Annotated in this window: 23 protein-coding genes; 13 read left to right on the forward strand and 10 right to left on the reverse strand. The window is 29.7% G+C overall.

Going from position 1 to position 25,846, the window contains the following annotated elements:
* The 3 genes from FQU21_RS09785 to FQU21_RS09795 all read right to left on the reverse strand — a co-directional run bounded on the left by FQU21_RS09785 (position 1) and on the right by FQU21_RS09795 (position 8,804).
* Entirely contained in the window at positions 1–1,215 is a 1,215-nt protein-coding gene (locus FQU21_RS09785; RefSeq protein WP_147677816.1) for a site-specific integrase, read from the reverse strand.
* A gap of 328 nt (positions 1,216–1,543) precedes the next feature.
* Complete coding sequence (gene tamL / locus FQU21_RS09790; protein WP_147677817.1) at positions 1,544–3,832, reverse strand: translocation and assembly module lipoprotein TamL; 2,289 nt, start codon at positions 3,830–3,832, stop codon at positions 1,544–1,546.
* The gene (locus FQU21_RS09795; RefSeq protein WP_456236599.1) at positions 3,822–8,804 is read right to left on the reverse strand and encodes a translocation/assembly module TamB domain-containing protein; all 4,983 of its coding nucleotides are present in this window, start codon (positions 8,802–8,804) and stop codon (positions 3,822–3,824) included. Before FQU21_RS09795 ends, tamL begins: the two co-directional genes overlap by 11 nt.
* Positions 8,805–9,121: 317 nt before the next feature.
* On the opposite strand from FQU21_RS09795, the gene FQU21_RS17445 reads away from it, so the two are divergent.
* The 8 genes from FQU21_RS17445 (at position 9,122) to FQU21_RS09830 (ending at position 14,652) form a co-directional block, all read left to right on the forward strand.
* A complete protein-coding gene (locus FQU21_RS17445) occupies positions 9,122–9,262 on the forward strand; it encodes a hypothetical protein (RefSeq protein ID WP_187269361.1) in 141 nt (46 codons plus the stop codon).
* Between the two features lie 221 nt (positions 9,263–9,483).
* Complete coding sequence (locus FQU21_RS09800) at positions 9,484–9,978, forward strand: YciE/YciF ferroxidase family protein (protein WP_147677819.1); 495 nt, start codon at positions 9,484–9,486, stop codon at positions 9,976–9,978.
* Positions 9,979–10,143: 165 nt separating this feature from the next.
* Positions 10,144–10,476: a YtxH domain-containing protein gene (locus tag FQU21_RS09805; RefSeq protein WP_147677820.1), complete on the forward strand. Its 333-nt coding sequence runs from the start codon at positions 10,144–10,146 to the stop codon at positions 10,474–10,476.
* Positions 10,476–10,823 carry a hypothetical protein gene (locus FQU21_RS09810; RefSeq protein WP_147677821.1) on the forward strand — a complete coding sequence of 116 codons (348 nt, stop codon included), beginning with the start codon at positions 10,476–10,478 and terminating at the stop codon, positions 10,821–10,823. Before FQU21_RS09805 ends, FQU21_RS09810 begins: the two co-directional genes overlap by 1 nt.
* 14 nt (positions 10,824–10,837) lie before the next feature.
* On the forward strand, positions 10,838–11,041 hold the full coding sequence (locus tag FQU21_RS09815; protein ID WP_147677822.1) for a DUF6327 family protein: 204 nt from the start codon (positions 10,838–10,840) through the stop codon (positions 11,039–11,041).
* Between the two features lie 113 nt (positions 11,042–11,154).
* The gene (locus FQU21_RS09820) at positions 11,155–11,481 is read left to right on the forward strand and encodes a hypothetical protein (RefSeq protein ID WP_246124816.1); all 327 of its coding nucleotides are present in this window, start codon (positions 11,155–11,157) and stop codon (positions 11,479–11,481) included.
* A gap of 40 nt (positions 11,482–11,521) precedes the next feature.
* Complete coding sequence (gene cls, locus FQU21_RS09825; RefSeq protein WP_147677824.1) at positions 11,522–12,943, forward strand: cardiolipin synthase; 1,422 nt, start codon at positions 11,522–11,524, stop codon at positions 12,941–12,943.
* A 179-nt stretch (positions 12,944–13,122) separates the two neighbouring features.
* Positions 13,123–14,652: a GH3 family acyl-acid amido synthetase gene (locus tag FQU21_RS09830; protein ID WP_147677825.1), complete on the forward strand. Its 1,530-nt coding sequence runs from the start codon at positions 13,123–13,125 to the stop codon at positions 14,650–14,652.
* A 67-nt stretch (positions 14,653–14,719) separates the two neighbouring features.
* Here the strand turns inward: FQU21_RS09830 and FQU21_RS09835 are convergent, their stop codons facing one another.
* Positions 14,720–15,259, reverse strand: coding sequence for a hypothetical protein (locus FQU21_RS09835; RefSeq protein WP_147677826.1), 540 nt, complete (start codon positions 15,257–15,259; stop codon positions 14,720–14,722).
* Between the two features lie 139 nt (positions 15,260–15,398).
* Here FQU21_RS09835 and FQU21_RS09840 point away from each other — a divergent pair, with 139 nt between their 5' ends.
* The 3 genes from FQU21_RS09840 (at position 15,399) to FQU21_RS09850 (ending at position 18,037) form a co-directional block, all read left to right on the forward strand.
* Complete coding sequence (locus FQU21_RS09840) at positions 15,399–16,946, forward strand: hypothetical protein (RefSeq protein WP_147677827.1); 1,548 nt, start codon at positions 15,399–15,401, stop codon at positions 16,944–16,946.
* A 173-nt stretch (positions 16,947–17,119) separates the two neighbouring features.
* A complete protein-coding gene (locus tag FQU21_RS09845) occupies positions 17,120–17,785 on the forward strand; it encodes a DUF6565 domain-containing protein (RefSeq protein WP_187269362.1) in 666 nt (221 codons plus the stop codon).
* 66 nt (positions 17,786–17,851) lie between these two features.
* Positions 17,852–18,037, forward strand: coding sequence for a CsbD family protein (locus tag FQU21_RS09850; protein ID WP_147677829.1), 186 nt, complete (start codon positions 17,852–17,854; stop codon positions 18,035–18,037).
* Positions 18,038–18,525: 488 nt separating this feature from the next.
* On the opposite strand, the gene FQU21_RS09855 is transcribed toward FQU21_RS09850, so the two are convergent.
* The 6 genes from FQU21_RS09855 to FQU21_RS09880 all read right to left on the reverse strand — a co-directional run bounded on the left by FQU21_RS09855 (position 18,526) and on the right by FQU21_RS09880 (position 23,680).
* Positions 18,526–19,551 (reverse strand): helix-turn-helix domain-containing protein, encoded by a 1,026-nt coding sequence (locus FQU21_RS09855; protein ID WP_147677830.1) that lies wholly within the window; start codon positions 19,549–19,551, stop codon positions 18,526–18,528.
* Between the two features lie 28 nt (positions 19,552–19,579).
* The gene (locus FQU21_RS17865; protein WP_147677831.1) at positions 19,580–19,729 is read right to left on the reverse strand and encodes a lmo0937 family membrane protein; all 150 of its coding nucleotides are present in this window, start codon (positions 19,727–19,729) and stop codon (positions 19,580–19,582) included.
* A gap of 325 nt (positions 19,730–20,054) precedes the next feature.
* Positions 20,055–22,226 carry an ATP-binding protein gene (locus FQU21_RS09865; RefSeq protein WP_147677832.1) on the reverse strand — a complete coding sequence of 724 codons (2,172 nt, stop codon included), beginning with the start codon at positions 22,224–22,226 and terminating at the stop codon, positions 20,055–20,057.
* 8 nt (positions 22,227–22,234) lie between these two features.
* The gene (locus FQU21_RS09870) at positions 22,235–22,678 is read right to left on the reverse strand and encodes a response regulator (protein WP_147677833.1); all 444 of its coding nucleotides are present in this window, start codon (positions 22,676–22,678) and stop codon (positions 22,235–22,237) included.
* Between the two features lie 11 nt (positions 22,679–22,689).
* A complete protein-coding gene (locus tag FQU21_RS09875; protein ID WP_147677834.1) occupies positions 22,690–23,247 on the reverse strand; it encodes a helix-turn-helix domain-containing protein in 558 nt (185 codons plus the stop codon).
* A 271-nt stretch (positions 23,248–23,518) separates the two neighbouring features.
* Positions 23,519–23,680, reverse strand: a complete 162-nt coding sequence (locus FQU21_RS09880; protein ID WP_147677835.1) for a DUF1328 family protein — start codon at positions 23,678–23,680, stop codon at positions 23,519–23,521.
* Between the two features lie 247 nt (positions 23,681–23,927).
* Here FQU21_RS09880 and FQU21_RS09885 point away from each other — a divergent pair, with 247 nt between their 5' ends.
* Positions 23,928–24,329: a VOC family protein gene (locus tag FQU21_RS09885; RefSeq protein WP_147677836.1), complete on the forward strand. Its 402-nt coding sequence runs from the start codon at positions 23,928–23,930 to the stop codon at positions 24,327–24,329.
* A gap of 157 nt (positions 24,330–24,486) precedes the next feature.
* Positions 24,487–25,845 carry an NAD-dependent succinate-semialdehyde dehydrogenase gene (locus tag FQU21_RS09890; protein WP_147677837.1) on the forward strand — a complete coding sequence of 453 codons (1,359 nt, stop codon included), beginning with the start codon at positions 24,487–24,489 and terminating at the stop codon, positions 25,843–25,845.
* The last annotated feature ends 1 nt before the right edge of the window (position 25,846 follow it).

Below are 25,846 nucleotides of genomic sequence, written 5' to 3' on the forward strand. Positions count from 1 at the left end.
TTAAAAGTTAATTACTTCTTCTAAAGCGTCATCTGCTTCTTGATGGATAAAGTTAGTTTGATAATTTAAGGTCGTTTTTAAATCACTATGTCTATATAATTTTTGAAGTATTCTAGGATGAATTTTGTCTCCAGCGATATTCCCAAAACTGTGTCGAGCAATATGCATGGTAACCTTCTTTTTAATTCCAGCTTTTATAGTAATCGATTTAAGACAGTCATTTAATTTTTTGTTAGCAGTTTTTAGTTTATTAAAAACATCTTTAGGGTTATTCAAATCAGCTTTTTTTAGTTCAGGAAAAATGAAATCATCATCACTTTTTTTATCCATTTTGTAACTTTCTAAGACAACTGATATTTTATCTGGAATTTTTAATGATAACAATTTAGAATTTTTACCCATTCTGTAGTGAAATCTTTGGTCATAAATATCAGACCAACGAGTTCTTAAAATATCTGAGACTCTCATGCCTGCAAAATTAAAACTAAAAAGCCATATGTTCCGTGCATGGATTTCTCTAAAAGTCAAATTCTCTAACGATTGTAGCTTTTTTATCTCTGAAATAGTAAGCCCAATTTTTGTTGTCTCTGGAAATTTGATTCGTATTTTATCTGAGCCAAAAGGATAGAGTTCTTTACTAATAATTTTTTGTTTTATTGCTCGATTATATAGTAAACGCAAAAGAACAAGTATATTCATAATCGATGTGTCAGATAAAGAATGTATTGACTTTAAAGTAATCATTAGCTTCTTCAAGAAACGTTCATCAATTTCCTGAAAAGTAAGTTGTTTTGATTTATGGAATTTTAATATGAAGCCGACCCAAGCTTTATCACATGATAAACGATTTAGTTTATTCGATAATTTTAAATCATCTAAATGTTCATTTGCAAGTTCAAAAAATGTAGAGTTTTTACCTAAATTGTATAATTCGTTCTTAATTTGATTTGCTGAAGCATCTTTATTTTTTACTTGTAAAGCAATTAAAGATTTGTTTACTTCTGAAATTTCTTGAGATAATAAACTATTTAAACTGACAGAATTTGGATGAGATTTTTTTACACGTATATTCTTTTTATCCCAATCTTCAATATCTATGTAATGACCTATATATTGATAAGTTGAGCGACGATTTTTGGTAATTCGAATAGCAAGAGGATATAGACCTTTCCTATTCGGTTTTTTACGAAGTACTATTTTTGCGTTTGATGACATAATTGACCTGTTTTAGCACGAAAGTCAAATCAGGTACAACATTTGGTTTTAAAACCTATGCAAAGATACACTTTTATTAGTTTCTCTAGGTACAACATAGGTACAACAAATACTGAAATTAATTGATATTAGATGATATCAAATAAAATTACAAACACCCTAAGTAATTGTAAATGAATGACTTTGTTCTTATTTGGTCAAATATACGCTAGACTTAGGATCTAGTGCCGCGAGGTGTGGGAGTTCGAGTCTCCCCGCCCGCACAACCTAAAGGAAAAGCCTTAATACTATTTGTATTGAGGCTTTTTTATTTTTTAAGTATGATTTCTTAAAATGGGTATCCAATAGCTAAATTGAATATTAAGTTTTCATTTCTCCAAGTACTATCTCCAAAGTTAATACCATCAATAACCCATCGGTTTCCTTCTGGGAGATAAGGTTTTCTTATAGGGAATGCTAAATCGGTTCTTAGAATTAAGAAATTAAAATCGAAACGTAACCCTATACCTGTACCTACAGCTAATTCTTTTAAAAAATCTCCAGAAAACTGAGCTCTTGACTTTTCATTATTTTTATTTATTAACCAAATATTTCCTGCGTCTACAAAAACGGCACCTTTTACAAAATGGTACAATTTGGTACGTAATTCCGTGTTTAGCTCTAGTTTTAAATCGCCAGATTGATCTGGTAAAAAAGCAGAACTCGTTGCGGTACCATTATAAGATCCGGGGCCAATAGATCTTGCCTGAAAGGCTCTTATACTACTTGTTCCACCAATAAAAAACTGTTTAATAAACGGCAAGTCTTTAGAGTTTCCGTAAGGCATTCCTGCGCCTACAATAATTCTATTTGCCAAAGTAGTTTCTTTATCAAAATTATAATAATACCTAAATTCGGCTTCTACTTTTGCATATTGACTAAAAGGAACGCCTAAAATTGATTTTGGATTGTCGCTATCATTTGCTCCTAAAATTAAACTGGATAAATTTCCAGATAGATCTAAACTACCCTTAAAATAGGTGTTTGTTTTTCTGTTTTTCAACATGGTATTGCTGTATGTATAAGCGTAGGTACTCCCTAAAATAAACTGCTTATCTATAATTTTTTGCAGTGAAGGACTTTCGGTAATTTGAGATTTATATAAACTGGAAATATTACTAGATGATGTATAAGCCATATTTAGAACATTAAGATTGTGTTCTTTACGTTCGTTTTCTTTCCAAGTATATCCAAACAAACCATTAAATGTTTGTAATGCATATAATTTTGTTCTTTTTTGATGCTCATAGCCTAAGCTTGCCGTAGTGTTAGGAACAAAAGCGCTACCTGAAGACATTCTGAAAGGTGAAATAAAACGAGGCCAAATTAAGTTAGCATTGCCTCCAAAACGATAGACATTGAATCCCTTATTTTGTCCAGAAACTTGAACTTCTAACCCGGAAAAAGCAGATATTTTTAATAATTCGGCGCCTTTAAAAGTGTTTCGATTACTCCAATTAATATTTAATTCGCCTCCAGAATAATTGGCAGAATTTGTTTTTGCTAGTGTTTCAATTTGAATTGATTTTTTTTGTGAAGGTGTTAAATAGTAATAAGCATCTAGTTGCTGGTTGGTAGAGTTTGTTACTTTAAATTCGTTTTTAACAAATTTAAATGTTCCTAAAGTTATTAGTCTATTTAATGATAAGTTGTGGGTTGTTCTATTATATAGATCGCCTTTGTTGAATAACAAGGTTTTTTTAAAAATGAAGGGTTTAAAAACGGTTTTATTATCAATGATAGTTAAATCTTGGTAGTTCAGCGTATCTGCTTTTCGATTGGCAATGGTATCTTTTTTAAGATTAAAACTTGGGTATACAAAAACATCGTTAATTTTGTATTGTTTTTTTGCTTTTTGAGGGGTTTCTTTTTTAATTTTCAAAAGTAAATTCACTTCGTGTTTTGCAACGGTACTATCTACTTGCGTTAAAATATAATCTTCATTAAAATAGTAAAAACCACGTTCTTTTAATTTTGAGTCAATGCGATTTCGTTCCTTCTTAATGAGATCTAGATTGTAAGGTTTTCCTATTTTTAAAAAACTATTTTCCTTTAGTTTATTTATTTCTTTAGCAAGAACCGAAGTATCTTTCGGGAAAACAACTGCTTTTATTTTGTATTGGTTGTTTAATTTAACGTTGTATTCGGCTTCTGCTTTTTTGCCTTTTCTTAAGGAATCTGCTTTAGAGCCTGCATTGAAAAAGCCATTGTTTTCAACGTAATTTTGAATGACTTGCCTGTTGTATTCCAAATCGACCTTACTCATTAAAACTGGAGCTCTACCAAGTTTGTATTTTACCCAATGTTTAAAGCCTTTATCTTTTTTAACGTTATTGAAAATATTGTAAAAAAAAAGACTTGGCCGCATGCCTAAAAAGGATTTATTTGGAATTGGCCGAATTAAATCATCTAAATTAGAGGCTATTTTTTTTCTGGTTTTTTTCGATTCATTCCCTTTTTCCACTTTTATAGTATGCCCTATATACAATAAATCGCCTTCTGGAATGTGACGTGTTCCGCTGCATCCATAAAAAAGAGCTATTAAAAAAAGTAATGGTGTTGGGTTGTTAATTTTCATTGTTCTTTCTCTTTTTGCGACCTGTATTTGTCTTTTTCTGAAATAACGCTTTAAATTTATTATAACTCATTGTAATTATAAAAGCAACACCTGTTTCTATAACTTGACCTTGCAGTGCTACTTGATAGTTGTTTTTTCGATATGTTCTTAGTTTATACCGACCATCTTTTGTAATTAAATAATCTATAGTAACATCTTCAGCAAGATTTGTAGTTTGTTCGTTTTTTAATTGTTCACCTTCTATACCAAAACTGCTTCCTACAGAAACTTTTAAGCGGTCGTTTAACAATTGTTTTGAAAGCCCCACGTTTAGATCGGTTCTTTCTTGGCGTTCTCCTGTTGAGTAATTTTCTGTGGCTTCGAGGTCGAAATCTAGCTCGAAACCTGAAATTAAATCACCAGCTAAATTATTGAGCTGTTGGGATAAAATTTTACTAACACTTTGTTTGGCTAAAAAAGCACTACTTGTACTGCCTGTTTCACTTTCAAAGGGATTTTCTCCTATAAATCTATTTAATAACAAAAGTGCAAAAACCTGTTTGTTAAGGGCGTCTTCATCACGTCTTATTTGTTCTAATTTTGCTTTGGTGGTATTAATTATTTCTGTCGAAATGTTGTTGTTTCCATCAGGTAGAATAATATCGAATGTAATTTGGGGTTGTAATAGTTCCCCTTTCATGATTAATTTCGTTTCAAAAGGGATTTTTTGTTTGTAAGTGTTTCTTGTTTCGGTAGTAACTCCAATTAATTGATCATCCACCAAATCTAGCGGCGCAGTTTTTACATTGTAAATAGCGTTTATATTTATGTTTGCCGTGGTGGGTTCTCCGGTCCATAGAATATAACTTCCCGATTCTATTTCAAATTTTCGCTTAATTAAATTAAAACTCATTTCATAAGCACCATCTGTAAACTCATATTTACCGGTTAAGGTTGTTTTTCCTGAGGGGTCGATACCACCAGTTAAATCTGCTTCACCTTGAAGTTTTAAATAATCTCCATTTAATTGATCTATGATAATTGAAATTTCGGCCTCTTTATCTACGGTAATATTTACAGAGGCATCAATACCTTTAATTTCCGTTTGCGTAATTTGTTTTGTAGGATCTTCCATGGATATTAATGTAGGCTGATCCTGATCTACAAACTCTACAATACCAGCTCTGTCTGCAATAGAAGGATCTTCTTGTGGCAGCACAATATTAAATTTTGTTTCCGCATTTATTTTAATGTTTCCATCTATAATTGGGTTGTTAAAAGTGCCTTTTATCCCTAAATTGTTGTCTAAAAAGAGTTCGCCATAGAATAAATCGTTGTCTTGGGCTTTAGAGTTAATAGCTCTAAAATTATTGGCAACTACATTTAAATCGAATCCTAAATTAGTGTAATCTTTACTGTTTATCAATCCATTTATTTTTAATAGATTATCGTTTTCATCTTTTAATTTAAAGTTGTCAAAAATTATTTTGTTAGATTTAAAAGTAATAGCATCATTAATTAATTTGAATCTTGAATTTAAGGAGGTCACTACAAAACCAACCGCATTAAATTTTAGGTTACCAATAACTTCGGGGTTTGAAGCTTTCCCTGTAACGCCTATTTTTCCACTTAAAAAACCAACACTTTCCTCTAAATTATTAAGGCTAAAAGGTTGTAAAGATTTCATTTTTAGTTTTTTAATATCGGCAGTAAAGTCTAAACTTTCTTTACTAATATTATAATCTCCATCAATATTTACTTGATTATCAAACCCGGTTAAAGCTAGCTTTGCCTTATATAAATTAGTGGTTTTATTATTAATTTCAATATTTATAGTGCCAACGGTGTCGTTTTTAATTTTGAAATTTTCAATAGCTACATCGGCACTAAATAAAGGGTTTGTGTTTATATTACTAATGGTGGTTTCTCCATTGATTGTGCCTCCAAAATCGAAATTAGATTTAACGATATTGGTTAATGATTTTAATCTGAAATCTTTAAAATCGACAACAATTGGTGCGTTTGTTTGGTTGTTTTTTGATTGAATGGAGAAGGATTGTTTGTTGTTTTGGATACTAAAATTAGACACTAAAATATCTTGTCCTTTTAAACGAATTAAATTATCGTTATCAATAGTCCACTTGCTATAATTAAGAATCAGTTTATCCGCATTAAAATTAATAATAGAAGCGCCTAAACTGTCTTTAACCGTTCCGGAAATCAAATAAGCCTCTTTGTTTTTTAAATCTTTTATATTGAGTTCATAATCAATAATATGATCCTTTAATTGCCCTGAAATATTTGTCTTTGGAATTGAAAATTGTGGGTTTTTAAGGCTTCCTAAAGAGAGGTTGTATGTTAAAGTGTTATCGCGCGTATTTATGGTTAATCCTCCGTTTGAAATTTCATTATTTGCATAATTTAAACTTGGAATTGAGACGTTCACGTTTAAAGAATCATTAACCGAATAATAGGCGCCACTAAGTTTAATTTCTGATAGATTTTTAAGATTGGGAATTAATTGCTGAATTACTGGATCATTGTTTAAAATAAAGTCAAAATCCAATTGCTGTGGCTCGCTATTTTTGGCGTATGCGGTGTTTGTTTTGTAATATTTTGAAACAGAGTTTATTAGTTGGTTGCTTAGTGAAGAAAGTTTATAATTTCCCGTAATTTTTCCGTTTGCAAATTGAGATTTTAGTGTGATGGAATCTTTTTCTGTTCTAGAACCGGCATTAATAGTAATGGTTTCTATCGGGAATTGTTCATCTTTTAAGGCAACTAAAAAATTAGAAGCTTCTATAGTTCCGTTTAAATTATCTGGATTTAAATTGTTGAAATTAGCCGAAACCGTACCGCGCATTTTTAAAGAATCGGTATAAAAATTGAGTTTATTTACATCAACAATTTCTATGTTTAACTTAGCGTTTAGTGTTGGTTTTATAGAATCTAAAGCGCCTTTTGCATCAAGATTAAACGTTAAATTGGGATCTTTAGAGTGAGCATTGGCTTTATATAATCCATTTTCAAAGGTGCCGTTAATTCCAATATTTTTATAATCGTAGTTGTTCAAATTGGTTTTAACAATGGTTGATTTTAAAGTAGCTATAGCGGTTGCAGGGTTTAAACTAGTTCCGTTTATATCAGCGTTTGCAGTAATTTTACCCAGTTGGTTGTTTTTTATAAGTTGTCCAACATCAAAGTTTTCTAAACTCGCATTTACTTTATAGGTTTCGTTGTTTTTAATGGCGCTATTAAAAGTGGCATTGACGAGTGCATTACCAAGAGAACTTTTGAAAGCTAAATCTGTTTTAAAAGCATTGATACCTCCTTTTAAAGTTCCTTTAATGTTAAAGGTTTCGGGTAGTTGAATGGTTTCAGGAATGGTGTTTTTAGGTGTGAAAGCATAAATACTCTTTGCTGTACTTTCAAAGTTTAAAACGGTAAGATTAAAAACACTACTATCTATATCTGGCAAACCTTTAATTGTGCCATGCATAGCTATTTTAGTCGAAGCCATAATGCGCGCTTTAAAAGTTTCAATATTTAAGTTGCTTAGCTTTCCTTTTAATTTAGCATTAAAATTAACAATGGTATTGGGCTTGTTTTTAAAAATGGGGTTGGCACTAAGTTGAGGAGCGAGCAACATAACATCTTTAAAACTAAGTTTGCTGTTTAGTAAGTTAACGTTAATACCTACATTTTCTGGGTTTTTACTTATCGATTCTATAGAAGAATAACTTACCGAAATAGCATTTTGTATTGTTGTTTGAGGCGTTTTTAAATACAGGTTTTTAAGAGAAACTCCGGTAGTTGTGTAATTAAATTTGGTGGTAAACGCGTCTAACTGTAAGCCGCTTTTTTCTTTAAAAGTAAGTGCCTTTATGTTTCCGCTGTAGGTATTTTTATGGATTGCAAAAGTATCTCCTTTAAAAGCAAGATCTTTAAAATCTAAATGATTAAAGTCCATGCCTTTTTTAGTTTCAATGTTATTGTTATTATCAAAAGCAAAATTAAGGTCGGTTATATTTATTGCGTTAACATCTATTTTCCAGGGTAAACCTGAAGAGTTTTTAGAGGTCTCCGTTTCTATTTCGGTTTCTACTTTTTCCGATTTTGTTAAAGTAATTTGTCCGTTTGTATTATTTAATTCTATAGCATTTAAAGCTACAAGTTGTTGCTCTAAATCGATAGTGTTTACAGTAGTTTTTAAATTTTTAAACTGAATTTTAGCGTCTAGATTTGAAATAGCATCTTTATAATTTATATCAATATTTTCAAGATTAATATTTTTTAAATTAAGTTTTAAAGCATTTGGTTTAGTGTCGTTTTTAACAGTTGTTACTGCTGTTTTTGAAGCTTCTACAAAACCTTGATTTAAGTTTAATTTTAACCCATTTAAATTAATATCGGGAACATTAAACGCTAAATGATCTAGATTAAATGTGCTTATAGTGGTGTCAAAATGATTTATAAATAAATGAACATTGTTGTTTGAAATCGCATCTGCGTATCTAAATTTTATGGTATTTAGTTCTATTTTTTTAATAGAAATCTGCATGCTTTCTTCATCTCCTTTTTTAGTATTAGACTTTGGAGTTTCAAAAGCATTAATAATGTAATCAAAATTATAAACGGAGTCTTTGTTTACCTGAATATTTGCTGTAAAATCTTCTAAGTAAATAGAATTAATCTCGGCTTTATTCTTTAGTAATTGCAATAAATCAACATCAACTTTTAAAGTTTTTCCTGCAAGCAAAGTGTCTTTAGCTTGATCCTCAAAGTAAAAATCCCGAAGAATAATTTTTTTTGGTAATCCAATTTCTATAGTGCCAATTTCAACTTTAGTATTTATTTTTTTTTGTAAATAAAACACCGTTTTGTGCTTTACGACGTTTTGAATAAAGGGAATTTGTAAAGTAAGCACTATTAATAAAAAAAGTGCTACAAATGCGACTATTATCTTTAAAAAAAACTTAGCTACTTTTTTCAAATTACGGTTTTATAGTTAGTTATAATTTATTTTAAAATAATACCTCTATGATACTTCGGTGTATCAAATTAAGGTTTTTTTTAAAATTAAAAACGGACTTAATAGGTTTACAAAGATATTTTAAACCCTATTTATAATGTTATATAATTAGAGGGTTTTCTTTTAATATTATAAGATTTTTATTTGTGTTAACTATAACTTTTTTAGCGTTAATGCATGGTGTTTAAAATAATTACTATTGTAAGTAGTAGTATACAAGTATTATAAAATTTGTTTACTAAATAAACCGAATTATTAATTTAAAAATAAAAAATGTAATGGGAGAAATTGAAAAAAACAGAAAATTTAAAAGACAAGTTGAACAGAAAAACCCTAGTAATCCTAAAATAAATAACACCAAAGTAGATGAATTCGATCTAGATAATAGCACGATTAAGGAGCAACAAAGTAAAAAATAATTTTGTAATTTTTATCTTATTCTTTAAGACTCTCTTGTTGAGAATTTTTTTTAAATGCGAGGCGCGTTAATCGATATGTAACAATGGATGGAATACGTTAGGTTTTTAGTCCAAATTATTTCGTGTAGAACGCTATAAAATAATGTTTTAGCGTCAGCTATTTACAGCAATCAGCATCATAACTTTAAAATAAGCTTAATTAAAAAATATAACATTCAAGTATGAAAACATTGGACGATTTATTTAAACATCAAATAAAAGATTTATTTAGTGCAGAAACGCAATTAATTTCTGCGCTTCCGTTTATAGCCGATAACGTTAACAATAAGAAATTAACAAAAGTCTTTGAGGATCAGTTAATAGAATCTAAAAAACAAAAAAGTAGATTGGAAACCATTTGTAGGGAGATTAATGTATCTCCATCTGGTAAAAATAGTTATGCCGTAAAAGAAATTATAAAAGACATAAAAAAGCTAACAAAAAAAGCAGCAAACCACGAAGTTTTAGATGTTGGAATAATAGCAAAAGTACAACGTATAGAGCATTATGAAATAGCAGGTTATGGAACAGCTATTAGATTTGCAAAAGAATTAGGCCACACAGAAATTGCCGATAAATTGCAAGAAACCTTAAGAGAAGTCTATGATGTGGATAATATTTTAAACGAAATAGCAGAGGATAGAATTAATAGAAAGGCTATAGAAAATCTAACATGACCACATTGTAGCATCTATTTGATAAAATCTAAAAATATTTTTTAAGTCAATCTTTTCACGCATTGAATTAACCAGAACATTATAAATTTATCAATTTTGGAGTGTAAGGATTTGTAAAACAGTTCCTTTCAATAAAATAACATGAACCTTTAAAAACTTAAAACAATGAATAACAACACATCAAACACCATTTTCGGAATTTTTGCAGGAGCTATTGCAGGAGCAGCTTTAGGTATTTTATATGCGCCAGATAAAGGGGCCAACACGAGAAAAAAGATAGCAACTGGAGCTGTAGAAGCTAAAGACAATTTAGTAGAAAAAGCTTCTGAAATAAAAGATACTGTAGTCAATTCTGCTCATAGTAAAAAAGTAACATTAGACGAGCAAGTAGAATCTATTGTTTCAGATGTAAGTCACAAAACAGAAGATGTAATAAGTACCTTAGAAAATAAATTAGCAGATTTAAAAAAACAAAATAAAAAATATCAAAAAGCCTAATGAATATTTTTGAATCCATAAATAAATCAACATCGAATGCTATTAAATCTAGTGAGAACTATATTAAAAGTACAGAGGAATATTTAAAGCTTAAAATATTTCAGCAACTAGCGCTTTCTTTTAGTGTATTAATTAAACTAGCGCTGGTTGGTGGATTTATTTTTTTAGGATTTATTTTCTTAGCTATTGCTGGAGCTATTGCCTTGGGGGAACTCTTAAATAGTATGTCTTTAGGGCTCTTGATAGTAGGAGGCTTGTTGTTATTAATTGGTGTTATAACTTATGCTTTTAGGAAGTATGTGGATAAAAAAATATTGAGAAAAATGTCTAAATCGTTTTTCGATTAACAAAATTAAAAACAATGAGAACTTATAATTCTTTTACAGAAATAGAACTTGAAATAAAACGATTAAGCCTTGAGCGTAAAATAGCATATGAAGAAATTAAACACTCTGCCCACTCCGCCCAAGAGAGCCTAACACCTAATAATTGGATAATGCCAGCGGTGGACGCCTTTAAAAGGTTTGGAATACTCTTTTTACTTAAAAAAATTTTTAAAAAATAAGGTAAAAAGCAGAGGTTTGAATCATATCCATATTATTGGGATTTAAACTTAAAAAATGTTTAGGATTAAAAAAGTGAACAAAAGTTATAATAAATAAATGAAACCCAATACTAATGAAAAAAAGTGAAAAATACTATATAGACCAATATCAAAGCAAAGGATATACATCAAGTTTTCAAGTTAAAGATGAAAAGTTGATAGATTTAAACTCTAAAAAAGGGTTTTCTCCAAATGCAATTTCTATTGTTGCAGAGCATAGATTTGAAGGTATGACAAACCCTTCAGACATGTCTATTTTATACGTTATTGAAGCTGGCAACCATTCTAAAGGTACGGTTTTAGTGCCCTACGGTCCCGCAAACGTAACAGCCGTAGCAGAGTTTTTTACAAAAGTACCTAAAGCACAAAGTTCTAACGCAGAGAATATTAATAATAAATAAAAATGGCGTAACTTACAATTCTAGTTTTTAACTAAAACTTATGCTAACTATTTTTATTGCAATTTATATCATTACTGTATTAGCTACAGTAGTTAGCATAGTATTATACGGTTCGGATCCTTCACGATCTTTAGGCTGGATACTAGTTGTAGTTTTTATACCTTATGCAGGGGGTATCTCTTATTTGCTATTTGGTATTAACCGACGAGAGTTTAAAATATTTACCTTAAAACGTATTTTAGAACGCCGGTTATATGACCAGAAATTTTTAAAACAGAATTCTATCGATAACAAAGTGGTTTTTAAATCTTCTAAAAAAACAAAACTAGCTTTATTACTCGAAAAAACCTCTCAATTTCCAGTAGTCGAAGGTAATGCTATTACCATTTTAAATAGTGGCGCAAACACTTATAAAACTATTTTTGATAAGTTAGAACTTGCTAAAAAGTTTATCCATATCCAATTTTACATACTAGAAGAAGGTGTTATTTTAGATAGATTATACGATATCTTTAAACGTAAAAAAGAAGAAGGTGTCGAAATTAGAATAATTTATGACGCCCTTGGTAGTTTTTGGTTAAAGCGAAAAATAATTAAAAGGTTTAAAGCTTTAGGGATAGAGGTTTTTCCTGTAATGCCTTTAAAGTTTGGAACTATTCTTTTTTCAATTAATTTTAGAAATCATCGAAAAATAATAATTATAGATGGTAAAATTGGTTTTACCGGAGGTGTAAATATTAGTGATAAATATATTAGTTCTCAACCAGAACTTGGGATTTGGGATGATAAGCACATTTGTATAGAAGGTCCTGCCGTAGATAGTTTACATAAGGTGTTTATAAAAGATTATTATTTTGCTTCCAATAGTGAACATTTATTTCAAGATAAATACCATCCAAAAATTAAAAAATCAGGACACGCCAAAACTCAAATTGTTGCTAGCGAACCCGATTTTGATCACGCTACTATTTTATACCAATACCTAAGTTTAATTAACATTGCCAATACTTATATTTATATTGCAAACCCGTATTTTATGCCTAGTAAACCTTTGCTAGAAGGGATAAAAATAGCTGCTTTAGGGGGTGTTAAAATAAAATTATTAGTCCCAGAAAAATCAGATTCCGTATTAGCAGCATATAGTATGCAATCTTATTTTAAAGAACTGTTAGAAGTCGGTATAGAAATTTACAAAAGCAGTAATTTTTTACACAGTAAAATTATTATAGTAGATAATGAAATTGTTTCTATAGGTTCTGGTAATTTTGACTACAGAAGTTTTGAACAAAATTTTGAGACCAACGCTCTTATTTACGATAAAGAAGTCGCCATAAAAGCTTCTAATAGTTTCTTAAAAAATTGCGAAAAAGGCAATTTACTTACTTTAGAGGCACACAACGCTCGTCTGTTTTACAATAAATTTTTAGAAGGATTAGCAAGGCTTTTTACGCCTTTACTGTAATCGCTATTTAAATAGTGTTTTATTTGAGTTAATAAAGCACGTGTTGCAGCACAATGGTAACCCTTAAAATATTTATTTTTATATATATCTAAGGATTTGGATAGATAAGATAAACCATTGAATTAAAACCAATGATTCATCTCTACAACATAACTTTATAAGTTTTAAAATACGACAATATGGCAATTTTAGGCAATGTAATTAAGGGGGTAATCCAGGTTACCGATAAATTAACACCAGATTATAATCCCGTTGAGGCACAAAAAAAGGTGTTACAAGAATTATTGGAAAAAGCGAAAGATACAGAGTTTGGTAAGTATTATCATTTCACTAAAATTTTAAATTCGGAAACGGCAGCTGAAGATTTTGCAAAAAACATTCCTTTTTTTGATTACAATAAAATGAATACCGAATGGTGGTACAAACTACACGAGGGTAAAGACAATGTAACCTGGCCAGGTACTCCAAATTATTTTGCTTTGAGTTCTGGAACCACAGGGAAAACAAGTAAAAAAATTCCTGTTACCAATGCCATGTTAGAAGCCATCCGGCAAACAGGAATCGATCAAGTTTTGGCTTTAAATAACTTTGATTTACCAGCAGATTTTTTTGAAAAAGAAATAATGATGCTTGGCAGTTCTACCGAATTACAAGAAAACAAAGGTTATTTAGAAGGCGAGATTAGCGGCATTAGCGCAAGCCATATTCCGTTTTGGTTTAAGCCTTATTATAAGCCTGGAGATAAAATAGCTAAAATAGACGATTGGGATTTACGTGTAAAAGAAATAGCCAAAAATGCTAAAAATTGGGATATTGGTGCGTTAAGTGGTATCCCTTCTTGGATGGAGCTCATGCTACAAGAAGTGATAAATTATCATAAAGTTGAACATATTCACGAAATCTGGCCTAATCTACAAGTTTATACTTCTGGGGGTGTCGCTTTCGATTCTTATGAAAAAAGTTTTAATGCTCTTTTAGGACAACCAATAACCATTATAGATACCTATTTGGCTTCCGAAGGATTTTTGGCGTTTCAAGCTCGACCAGAAACTTCGGCCATGCAATTAGCAACCAATGAAGGTGTTTATTATGAGTTTGTACCATTTCAACCAGAATATATTCAAGAAGACGGTTCTTTAGTACCAAATGCTAAAGTGAAAACGCTTGCGGACGTGAAATTAAATCAGGATTATGTACTTATAATTAGTACCGTATCTGGAGCGTGGCGCTATTTAATTGGTGATACCATTGAATTTACTAATATTGAACGCGCCGAAATAAAAATTACAGGACGTACAAAATTCTTTTTGAATGTAGTAGGTTCTCAATTATCGGTCAATAAAATGAATGTAGCCGTAAAAGAACTCGAAGATTTTTTTAAAATTAAAATTACAGAATACACCATTTCTGCTAAACGTTTCGATGACAATTATTATCATTCTTGGTATTTGGGAACAGAAAATACAACATTAGACACGGTTGAAATTGCTAACAAGTTAGATAACGCTTTAAAAAGTGCCAATAACAATTATGAAGTTGCTCGGGCTAAGGCACTAAAAGGTGTAAAAGTAAAACTTATAAAACCTGCTGTTTTTCATGAATGGAGTAACCATAATAAAAAAAAGGGCGGACAAGTAAAAATGGAGCGTGTTATGGGTGAAGATAAATTTGAAACTTGGGAAACTTTTGTAAAACAACAGCAGAAGTAAGCTTTTTTATAAAAGCCTTATTACTCAAATAATTATCAATACTAATTCTTTTTTTTTAAAATTAGCGCTATGGTTTTTGTTCTACTAACTCCATAATTTCCTCTGGAGACAGGTAGTATTTTATAATTCTATTTTTATATTTTTTAGAAATTGAGGCGTTATTAAGTATAAAATTTTTGGTTGCTAAAATATAGCTTCTCATACCTTGTGCAACAGCAAAAGTATCTGCTGTGCGTTCTGCATGTTTAATAGATTTTTGAGAAAACAAGTAGGTTATTCCAAACCAAATTAAGCTTAGTTTTCCTCTATTTTCATAATCCATAATGTGTCCTAATTCGTGTCCAATCCACCCAATAAAAACTTCAGTTGGAATATCTAAAGTATTAAATTGTTTTCCTTCAATTTTAAACGTATTACTAATTAAAATAATATACGATCGGTTTTTTCTAGATTTCCATAAAAAATCCCATTTAGGTTGTGCTTGCATTGTGGACTTTTTTATGTTTTTTTTAATCTTAAACTCAATTGAAACGGCCTTTAAATTTGGGTAATAAGATAGCGCCTTATTTACACGGTTTGCTATAATATTTGGTATCGTTTTATTCATATATTTTATTTCAATCACAATATAATTGTTCAAACTAACAAATAAAAAAGATTACCGCTAATGGACTAACTATTATTGCTTTTGAGTTACAAAAAGTTAAAATTTTAATAGAATTTGTAATTCATAAAAAAATATTAGCATGCGCAGATTAAAGATAATTATTGGAATACTTATAGGCTGTATTATTATTGGTTTTTTCTTTCTTCAGAATAGATTTAAAAATGAAATTGTTAACGGCATAGAGACAAAATTACCACCCAATATTAAGCTGGATTATGCAAAAATAAACACCTCTATTTTAGCGGGAAATATTCAGCTGTATCGGGTTTCTATTCAATTATTTAATTCAAATAAAGATTTAATTTCTCAAATTAAGATGGATAAATTTATGGTTTCTGGCTTAAGTTTTTGGCATTTTTTAATGTATGATACAATTGCTTTGGATGCGATAGTATTAGAAAACCCAAACCTTCAGCACTATCGAAACCTCTTAAAACAATTACAACAAAAAAATGTTACAGATAATAATCAATTTGATAAAAATATTGTTGTAGATAAAATTTCCATAATAAATGGCTCATTTAAATTGTATCAAAATAACGGTTCCATGGTGTCTACAAGCCTAGACGGCATCCATTTTACATTAAACAAGTGTAAAACAAACCCTGTTCAATTAAAAGAGAAAATACCATTTCATTATGATGGTTTTAAGATAAAAGCTAAAGAATTTTTTACAAATTTAAGCAACTTTGAAACTTTAGAAATTCAGGATTTAAATATCGAAGACAATCAATTAAGTTTAAAAAATCTCTGTATAAATCCAAAATTCACCAGGGAGGTGTTATCAACAAAACTAAATGTTGAGCGGGATTATTTTGAACTTCATATTCCCGAAATAGCAATATATAAACTTGATTTTGGCTTTAATAACAATACCTTTTTTGTAGCAGCCGATTCTAGCAACATTAGCAAACCTAATTTAGTGGTTTATAGAGATAAAAGAGTAGCAGATGATTTAAGAATAAAAAGAATGTATAGTAAAATGCTTAGGGCATTAGATTTCGATTTCGCTTTTTCTAAAATAAATATTAATGATGCTTATATGAGTTATGCCGAGCGAATTGAAGATACAGATAAAGCTGGGAAAATATTTTTTGATAGTATAAATGCTTGTTTAAGTCAACTATCAAACACTTATAAAAAAGGCGGTAAAACGGTATTGTTAGTAGATTCTAAATTTATGGGACAAACGCCCATGCATTTAGATGTTCGTTTTGATATAAATAACAAGCAAGATACGTTTTTGGCATCCGGAGCATTAAAAAACTTTAATGCAGAAATTGCCAATGCATTTTTCAAATCGAATTTAAATGTTAAAGCAGATGGTGAAATTGAGCAAATTTATTTCACCTTTAGTGGAAATAATTTGGAATCTCAAGGCGATTTAAAAATGAAATACGACAATTTTAAATTTGAGATTATAAACGATAAAAACCAAGTGAATAAACTGTTTACCACTATTGGTAATCTATTTGTAAATGATGGCTCTAAAACCGATGGAGAAGGCTACAGACATGGTAAAATTGAGGTTGGGCGGCAAACAACTAAATCTTTCTTTAATTATTTATGGATTAATGTTGAAAGTGGTTTGATAAGTACTTTAACAGGAAATGGAAAGAAAGCGTAAATACATGCCATACCCTTGTTTTAAAACAAGCTTGAAACCAAGAATAAACAAGTTTTATACCTAATATGGGAATATTATAAACATATTGAAAAATGCTGTAACATGAAACCCTAGCAAGGGTTGCATCTTTGTAGTATAGAAATTAATATTAATTAAAAATGAAAATGATGAAAATGATGAAACCTTTAAATTATTTAATACCCGGAGTTTTAGTAGGAACTCTTTTCCTAGCATCTTGTGCTAAGAATAATTCTAAAGCAGAAAAAATGACCGCTAATTTAGTAAACTATGTCGATTCTATTAATAATGTTCAAACAGAAAATGCAATGGAAAGCTGGAGCGCCATAGAAGATGAATTTAAAATGGTGCAAAATAAGGCCACAAACGAGATTGATAAGCTTGAAGATAAAATAGATTTTGAAGAGAAAATAAAGAACGCAGAACTTAAGTATGAAACTCTGAGACAAAATATTATGGCTCAAAAAGAAAAACTTGAAGCTCAAAATCAGAAGAATAAAATAAAGAAAACCTTATTAGGCTCTAACTATGTAGATGGCGACATGACCTTTAAATGGATTAATAAAGATAATATTTTGAGTGTTTATGAAAACTTTGTAAACACCGTTCAAAAAAATAAAGATTCATATTCTAGAGAAGATTGGGATGAAATAAAATTATTATATGAAGCTATAGATTCTAGAAAAAACACCGTAGAAAATGAAGGCTTATCAAGCGCAGATAATATAAAAATTGCGGGTCTCAAATTAAAGTTTGCTCCGCTATATACTGTAAACAGAATGAGTGCAAAATCTGAAGAAAACGCTAAAGCAAAACAGTAATTTTTAAGCGTAAGAATAGAGTATAAATTAAAACAAGAAATCGTTAGTAAATAAAATACCAGTATTATGAATACAGAACAATTAAAAGGAAAATGGAACAAAGCTAAAGGAAGTTTAAAACAAAAATATGGAGCATTAGTAGATGATGATCTTACATATGCCGAAGGTAAGTTTGACGAAATGCTTGGTAAACTTCAAGAGAAAACAGGAAAAACTAAAGAGGAATTAAAAAAAGAAATCGATAAGTATTAAGTAAGTTTAGTTAATAGCATGCAGATATTATATATCTGCAAATCTCAGGTTAAAAATTAATCTGAGATTTTTTTTTTCGAATGTATCCAAAATTTTGTGTTTTTTGAAATTAGTATTTTACAATCTCTTATCTAAAAATACACCTGTCCAAAAACTAGTTGTTGGACAGGTGTATTTTAAGTTTTAAGTTCAATTAATTAATAAATTATATTGTATAATACAGCAATTATTGCAAGACCGAATAGTGTGTGAATTAGACGTCTAATTCCTATTCCAGAAACAATATTTAGCATGGCTAAAAGCCAAATAACAATACAATTACAGCTACAAGCGGTAGTAAAATTGTGATGTTATAATAAATCAATTTTTAGCTAAATTTGAAAACAGGATTAAGCTATAAATAACTTAACCCTGATTTTTGGGACTTGTACAGATTTTAGGATAGTGTCCTTTTTAGGATGCTGCCAATAATGGTTTTAAGTTATATTTTATGCTGTTGCAGCTAACGTGTTTTGATTTTCTTTATAGTATTTTGGACTACAATCATATTTTTGCTTAAATATTTTAGAAAAATAACTTCTACTTGAAAACCCAATGCTATAAACGACTTCTGAAATATTTAAATCTGTAGTTCTTATTAATTGTTCAGATTTTTTTATTCTTTCATTAATAATAAAATCTCTTACAGTTCTATTATGTAACATTTTAAAGCCTTCTTGTAATTTGCTAGCAGAGAGTCCAGATTTTTTACGTAATAATTTTAGGGTGTAATCCTCTTCGGGAGAATTAATTATTTGTTCTGATATTTCTTTAATAATTTCCATTTCACTTTTGGTTAAGCTACCTGTATCGTTAGCCACATTTTTTAAATCATCTGCGCGCTGTTGAATTTCCATGGCAAGTATTAAATTTACGATACCTTCAATCATCAAATTTCTAACAATTCCTTTTTGCTTGATGGCTTTTAATTCTCCTATTTTATTATTAATTTTTAAGTTAAAAGAGCCAATGTAAATCGAATTATCTATGGTGTTATTTTTAAAAAAGGTGTCTCTTAATTTTTTGTTAAAATTAAAACCTTCATAACTTTCAGATACAGCTGTATTAACCACGATTAAGGATATTTTGGTGCGTGTATGCTTTTTAAAAGATAAATTATTTTCTTCTGCATTTTGGCAAGTTAAAATGCCTGTTTGGTATTTTTTTAATAATCTTTGTTTGCTTTTACTTCCAAATCGATGTCCTAATTCACCTGCTGAGCAATATGCAAAGTAAATGGGTAAATTTTCGGTAGCATTTATACTTAAAGTCACCTCGTGATTTAAATTAATATCAAATTCTAAGTAAGAAACTCCATTTTTTAAAGAAATACCTTTTATAGTTCCTGTACCAAATGGATCGTTTAAGTGAAGTATAAACTCATTGGAAAGTGTTTTTAAAGTTCCTCCAAAATTTTCATGTAACGCATTAAAAATTTTTTCTAACTTACTTGTTTTAATATGTGTAGTTTTCATGATATTTTGTTTAAATGTGATTAATAATTTAGAGGTCTTCTTTAAGGATGTTAATTACAACAAGAACGACAGCCGCAAATAATAACAAGTGTATAAATAGATTTAAGCTATATATAAAGAAGCCTATTCCCCATGCTATTAAAAATAAAATGGCTAAACCATATAAAATTTTGGACATGTTACAATTTGTTATAAAATTTTAAAACTCACTTTTAGATTATTTGTTTTTAAGCGAGAGCCTTAAAGTGTTTGTCTTTGTATACTACAAAGATCATCCAATGGAACACTTTAGGCGTTACAGAGTTTTAGGATATTGTTATATAATTATTGGTTTTTCTTAAACAAAAAAGTCTATCTGTTTAATAAACAGGGTTTTGTGTTTGTTTTTTAGACGTTAAGTGTTTATATGAAAAATAGTTGAAGCATAAAACGATGTTATTTAAAACAGCGGTGCTAAAAATAAGGTTGAAGAAAGCTAGATTTAAGATGAATGTGTGTCTAAATTATTTAATATCGATAGGAAGATAAATGTAAAAAATAGCACCTTTTTGATGTTCTCCAGTGGCGTAGATAAAACCATGATGGTTTTCCACTATTTTTTTACAAATTGCCAGTCCTACTCCTGTTCCAGAATAAGCTGATTTTTGGTGTAATCGTTCAAAAATATCAAATATTTTTTTGGCATTCTCTTGATCAAAACCAATGCCGTTATCACTCACTACAATTTTATGGTAGTTTTTTGATGTCTTTTTATCAGGAAGCGGTATTTGATCTTTATGCACGATTGATGCGTCTATCAAAATTTTAGAATCTTTGTTTAAGTCTCTATATTTAATGGCATTAGAAAGCAAATTATTAAATAACTGTTCCATTTGAAACGGAATACCTTGTATAGTAGGGAGGTTTTTTTTTATTATTTTTAAATTGGTTTCTAGAATTCTAGCAGAAAGGTTGTCTTCAACTTTTTCAAGCTTTTTATTTAAGTCTATGGTTTCAAAGTTTTCATGCGTGCTATCAATTCTAGAATAGCTTAACAGGTTTTTTATAAGTAACTGCATTCGGCTTGCAGCATTATCAATTTTATCAAAATAAACCCTGTTTTGGTTAGATAAATAATCGGCCTCAGCTTCACTCAATATAGAAATAAACATTTGAATTTTACGCAAGGGTTCCTGCAAATCGTGGCTAACTACACGGTTAAAAGATTCTAGCTCGGCGTTGGAACGCTTAAGCGCTTTGTTTTTTTTTCGTAATTTTATATCTGTTTTTATACTTTCTGTTACATCTTGAACAATGCCTACTATTTTTTCATTTCCATTTTCAATAATAAATTCACCTGTGGTTCGCCAATATCTTACTTTTCCCTCTTTGTTTATTACCCTGTAAATAAAATCTTTAAAATGTTTATTTTTTAAAGCCTGAGAATTTTTTGTTTGATATTTAACTAAATCATCTGGGTGAATAAAGTTTTTAAAATTTTCAAAGTTTGATTCAAATTCATTAGGAGCAAAACCTAATAGTTTGTAGAAATTTTCAGAGAGTTCTATGGTGTTTGTGGTTACGTACCAACTATAACTTCCAATTTTAGCTAGGGTTTCTGCATTGTTTAAAATGGTGTTTTTTTCAAAAAAATAGCTGTTTAATTTACTTAAATCCTCTTTACTTTTTCTTTCTTTAGTAACATCAACTGTTGTAATAATTACACCGGTGGCTAATTTAGACGTGGTACTACTAAACCATTGATTTTTATTATTAAAATGATATTCTTTTTGATAGTGTTGGGGTTCTCCAGTGGTGACACATTTTACATATATTTCAAATACACCGTTTGTAAAAAGTGTTGGAAATATTTCTGAAATGTTTTTACCAATTACCTGTTCTATAGTTTTACCGGCTTGTTCTGAAATTTTATTATTTGCATAATCAATTCGAAAGTCAATAATTTTATTATCTGCATCTTTTACAGGTTCTAAGTAGGTGATAATATTGTTACTATTACTAATAATTTTATCTATAAAGGCTTGTGTGTTTAATAACTTCTTACTGTCGTTGTTTATTTTTATAAAGGCTATTATAAAAACAATGAGCGCAAAGACCACTAAAAATAAAGAAAAGAAAGGTGTGAGAAAAGTTTCAGTTTTATATGTTGCTTTACGTTCTTTAAGTAAGGCCTCTTTATTGTTTATCATACTTATTTTAAAAGAATTTATGGTGTTAAGTATGCTAGACAAATTATCAAGTTCAGCTATTATTGCCTTTTCAACAATGGGTTCATTATGATAGGTGTTAAGCTTTGTTACAGCAATTTCTAAACTGTCTGTATATAGGTTGATGGAGTCCAGGTATTTATGTTGTTCTGGAATATCTTTAGTGAGCTCGGTTAAGTTTAAGAGGGAAGTTTTGGATTGTTTTTTATAATCGATATAGGTGTTAAAAAATGTTGTATCCTTTAATATTAGCGCTTTATATTCTAGAGCTTCTATTAAACTGAAATAGGAAAATAGCGTATTTATTTCCTTATCAATCATTAGTGATTTGGAAACCAATTCAGCCGATTTTTTTAAAGCCTTATTTTGCTTATATGAAATACTAGAAAGCAATAGCAACAATGCAATAGCTATGGTTGAAGCTATTTTGTATGATTTTATTGAAGATTTTATTGCTCTAAAACGCATGGTGTTTTTTATATTCTAAATAAATAGTTATCCCTGCTTAAATTAGAGGTATGGTATTGCCAGTTTAGCTGCAATACCTTATCTACAACTTCTTTAAGAGCAGCAAAACTATTGGGTTTGTTTATATAAATGTTTGCTCCATTTATAAAAGTATTTTCAATATCTTCTTCTGAAGATGAGGTGGAGTAAATAGCTACTGGTATTTTTTTTAAATTAGGGTCTTTACGAAGTTCTAATAAGCACTCCATTCCATTTTTAATAGGCATATTTAAATCTAGGAATATAATATGAGGAATATGTTCTACTTGTTTTAAGTAATCCATTATTTCTTTTCCATTTTTAAATAACGCAAGCGATGTTTTTATTTTTAATTGGCTTAAGGCTTGTTCAAATAGCCATCTGTCATCTTCATCATCATCAGCAAGAAAAACATTTAAAATATTTAGGGACATAAGTTTAGATATTAATTATTAGCATTAAATGTTTTACGTTTTTTTATTATTTTTTGAAATCCAGAAGGGGTTAAGCCTGTTGTTTTTTTAAACTGAGCCGATAAATGAGCAACACTACTGTAATTAAGTTTGTAGGAGATTTCGGTTAGGGTTAAATCCGTATTTGCTATTAACTCTTTGGCATAATCTACTTTTTTTAAAATTACAAAGTTTTCTATGGACGTATAGGTGTTTTCAGAAAAAAGATTCGATAAATAAGCATAAGAGTAGTTTAATTTATCGGCTAAATAAGAAGATACCTTAATTAATTTTGCGTCTTCATCTTCTAACATTTCATTAATAGTATCTTTTATACGTTGTACTATTTCGGTGGTTTGATTATCTATGATTGTTACCCCATACTTTTGTAAAGATGTTTTTAGTTTTAATTCTTGTTCTGGTGTTAATGTGTCATTAATAGTTATTTCTTTAGCATTATTAATAACAAAAGAAACACCTAATTTGTCTAATTGCTCTTTAAGAATCACATTTCGGGTAATATTAAAATCAAAAGACACGTATATTTTCATAAAATCAATATTTCAGTAATAACCAATAACTGCTCATTACAAAGTAAATGTAGTCAATTTAAATAGAATTCTAATATTTAAATTGTTTAATAGAACTTTTTTAGGAAGTGTTATTTTGTTGGTGTTTAATGGAATATTACTAGCGTAGATATAGTAAAATATGCGTTTAAAAAAAATACAGGAATGGCTTAATCCTTAATTTGTTTTTAAAAAATAAAAAAACGAGTATTGATGAATACTCGTTTAGATAATATAAATGTAAAACCTGAGGTTAAATTTTTCTTTTTCCAGTAATAATAGAAATTATAAAAAGAGCAATAAATATAAAAAACAATATTTTGGCAATACTAGCAGCGCCTTCGGCAATCCCGCCAAAACCAAATATTGCAGCAATAATGGCTAAAATTATAAATGTAATTGTCCAACGTAACATAGTTCTAAGTTTTAAAAGTTACTGGTTTCTTTTTTTAAGATGCTAACCATATAACATCATGTTTTACTCAAAATTAGCTCGATTTTATAAGTTTAATTGATTGAAACCGCATAAAGCTTAACGCATTTGAAATTAGGTGCCATTTTTTGCGTTTTTTGTTTTTTCAGTTAACCTAGACATGATTTGAGTTAAGGTTTTTTACCTGATTTTTATAGTATTGTTAGGCAACATAAAAACACAAATTATTATGAACGTAAAACCATATTTAGCCTTTTCAGGCAATTGCCAACAAGCCATAGGTTTTTATGCCAATTGCTTTCAAGCAGATATAATAAAAAGAATAACATATGAAAATTCTAAAATTGATATTCCAGATTCTTATCAAAAAAAATTACAACATGCAGAAATAAAAGGTAACGGTGTTCATATTTTAGCTTATGATGCTTCGCCAGATACACCTTTAAACACTGGTAATAAAATGCACATGAGTATCGCTTTTAACGATCCTGATAAAGCAAAAGATATTTTTAAAAAGCTTTCGGAAGGCGGTCAAGTAAATAATCCTTTTAATAAAGAAGAGTGGGGCGCACTATATGGAAGATGTACCGATAAATTTGGTGTCCATTGGATGCTTAATTGCGATCTCTAAATAGGGATATCCCATTTATCTAAGTTATAATAATAATTAAAACCAAATAATTATTTACTTTTAAAACAAGTGTTAGAAAGATAATCTAATGTCTGCTCGCTAATAAAACTCCTTGTCGTGTTGGGATAGCAGGCTTTTAGAATAAATAAAAAATAGTATGAAAAAAATAGTAACAGTAAACCCGTATAACGGAGAACAAATAGCAGAATATAATCAGCATTCTAGTCATCAAGTAAATCAAGTTTTAGAAATGGCTCAAAGCACATTTCAGTATTGGAAAAAAGAAGCAATTTCGGTAAGAGTAAAACATCTAAAAATATTAAGTGATCTTTTATTAAAGAGAAAACTAGAATTAGCCGAATTAATTACCCTAGAAATGGGTAAACCCATAAAACAAAGTCTTGCAGAAATTGAAAAATGTAGTTGGGTGTGCGATTTTTATGCTGTAAATGCCGCTAAGTTTCTATCTGATGAGCTTATTGAAACCGATGCACAAGAAAGTTTTATTAGTTATGACCCTATGGGCTGTATTTTAGCAATTATGCCATGGAATTTCCCGTTTTGGCAAGTGTTGCGTTTTGCTGCCCCTACTTTAACAGCAGGGAATACCGCTATTTTAAAACATGCATCTAATACGACAGGTTGTGCTATGGCTATTCAAAATTTATTTGAAGAAGCTGGTTATCCTAAAGGGTGTTTTCAAACTGTAGTGGTAGGGCATAAACAAATAAAATCAATGATAGAAAATCCTGTTGTTAAGGCGGTAACCTTAACGGGAAGCGAAAAAGCAGGAAGCGATATTGCAGCACTTGCTGGCAAAAATTTAAAGAAAACAGTTTTAGAACTTGGTGGAAACAATGCTTGTATTATTTGGGAAGATGCCGATTTGGATGTACACATGAATACTATTGTTAGTTCTAGAATGGCTAACGCTGGTCAAAGCTGTATTGCCGCAAAACGTTTTATTGTAGTAGATGCCATTTACGATGAGTTTTTAGTAAGATTAAAAGAAAAAGTAGTGGCTTTAAAAAGAGGAAATCCTATGGACAAAAATACAGATATAGCCACTCTAGCAAGACCAGATTTAGCAAAAACAATAACCGAGCAGGTAAATAATTCTCTTAAAAAGGGAGCAACAGTATATTGGGGTAATAGTTGTGAGAAAGCAAATTACCAGCCTACCATTGTTACAAATGTAAAAGAAGGTATGCCGTTGTTTGAAGAGGAAATATTTGGACCTGTTGCTGCAGTGATAAGAGTAAAGGATAGAGACGCATCTATTAAAATAGCGTCTCACACTAAATTTGGTTTAGGAACTATGCTTTTTACTCAAGATATTGAGGCTGCTAGAATGCAAATAGATAACATAGAAGATGGATCATTTTTTATAAATGAAATGACAAAATCCGATCCAAGATTACCGTTTGGAGGCACCAAAAACTCTGGCTATGGGCGAGAGCTTTCTAAAGAAGGTATGTTGGCCTTTGTAAATAAGAAAACGGTGTATATAAAATAGT

The sequence above is a fragment of the Algibacter pacificus genome (assembly GCF_008033385.1).
GTDB classification, from domain to species: domain Bacteria; phylum Bacteroidota; class Bacteroidia; order Flavobacteriales; family Flavobacteriaceae; genus Algibacter; species Algibacter pacificus.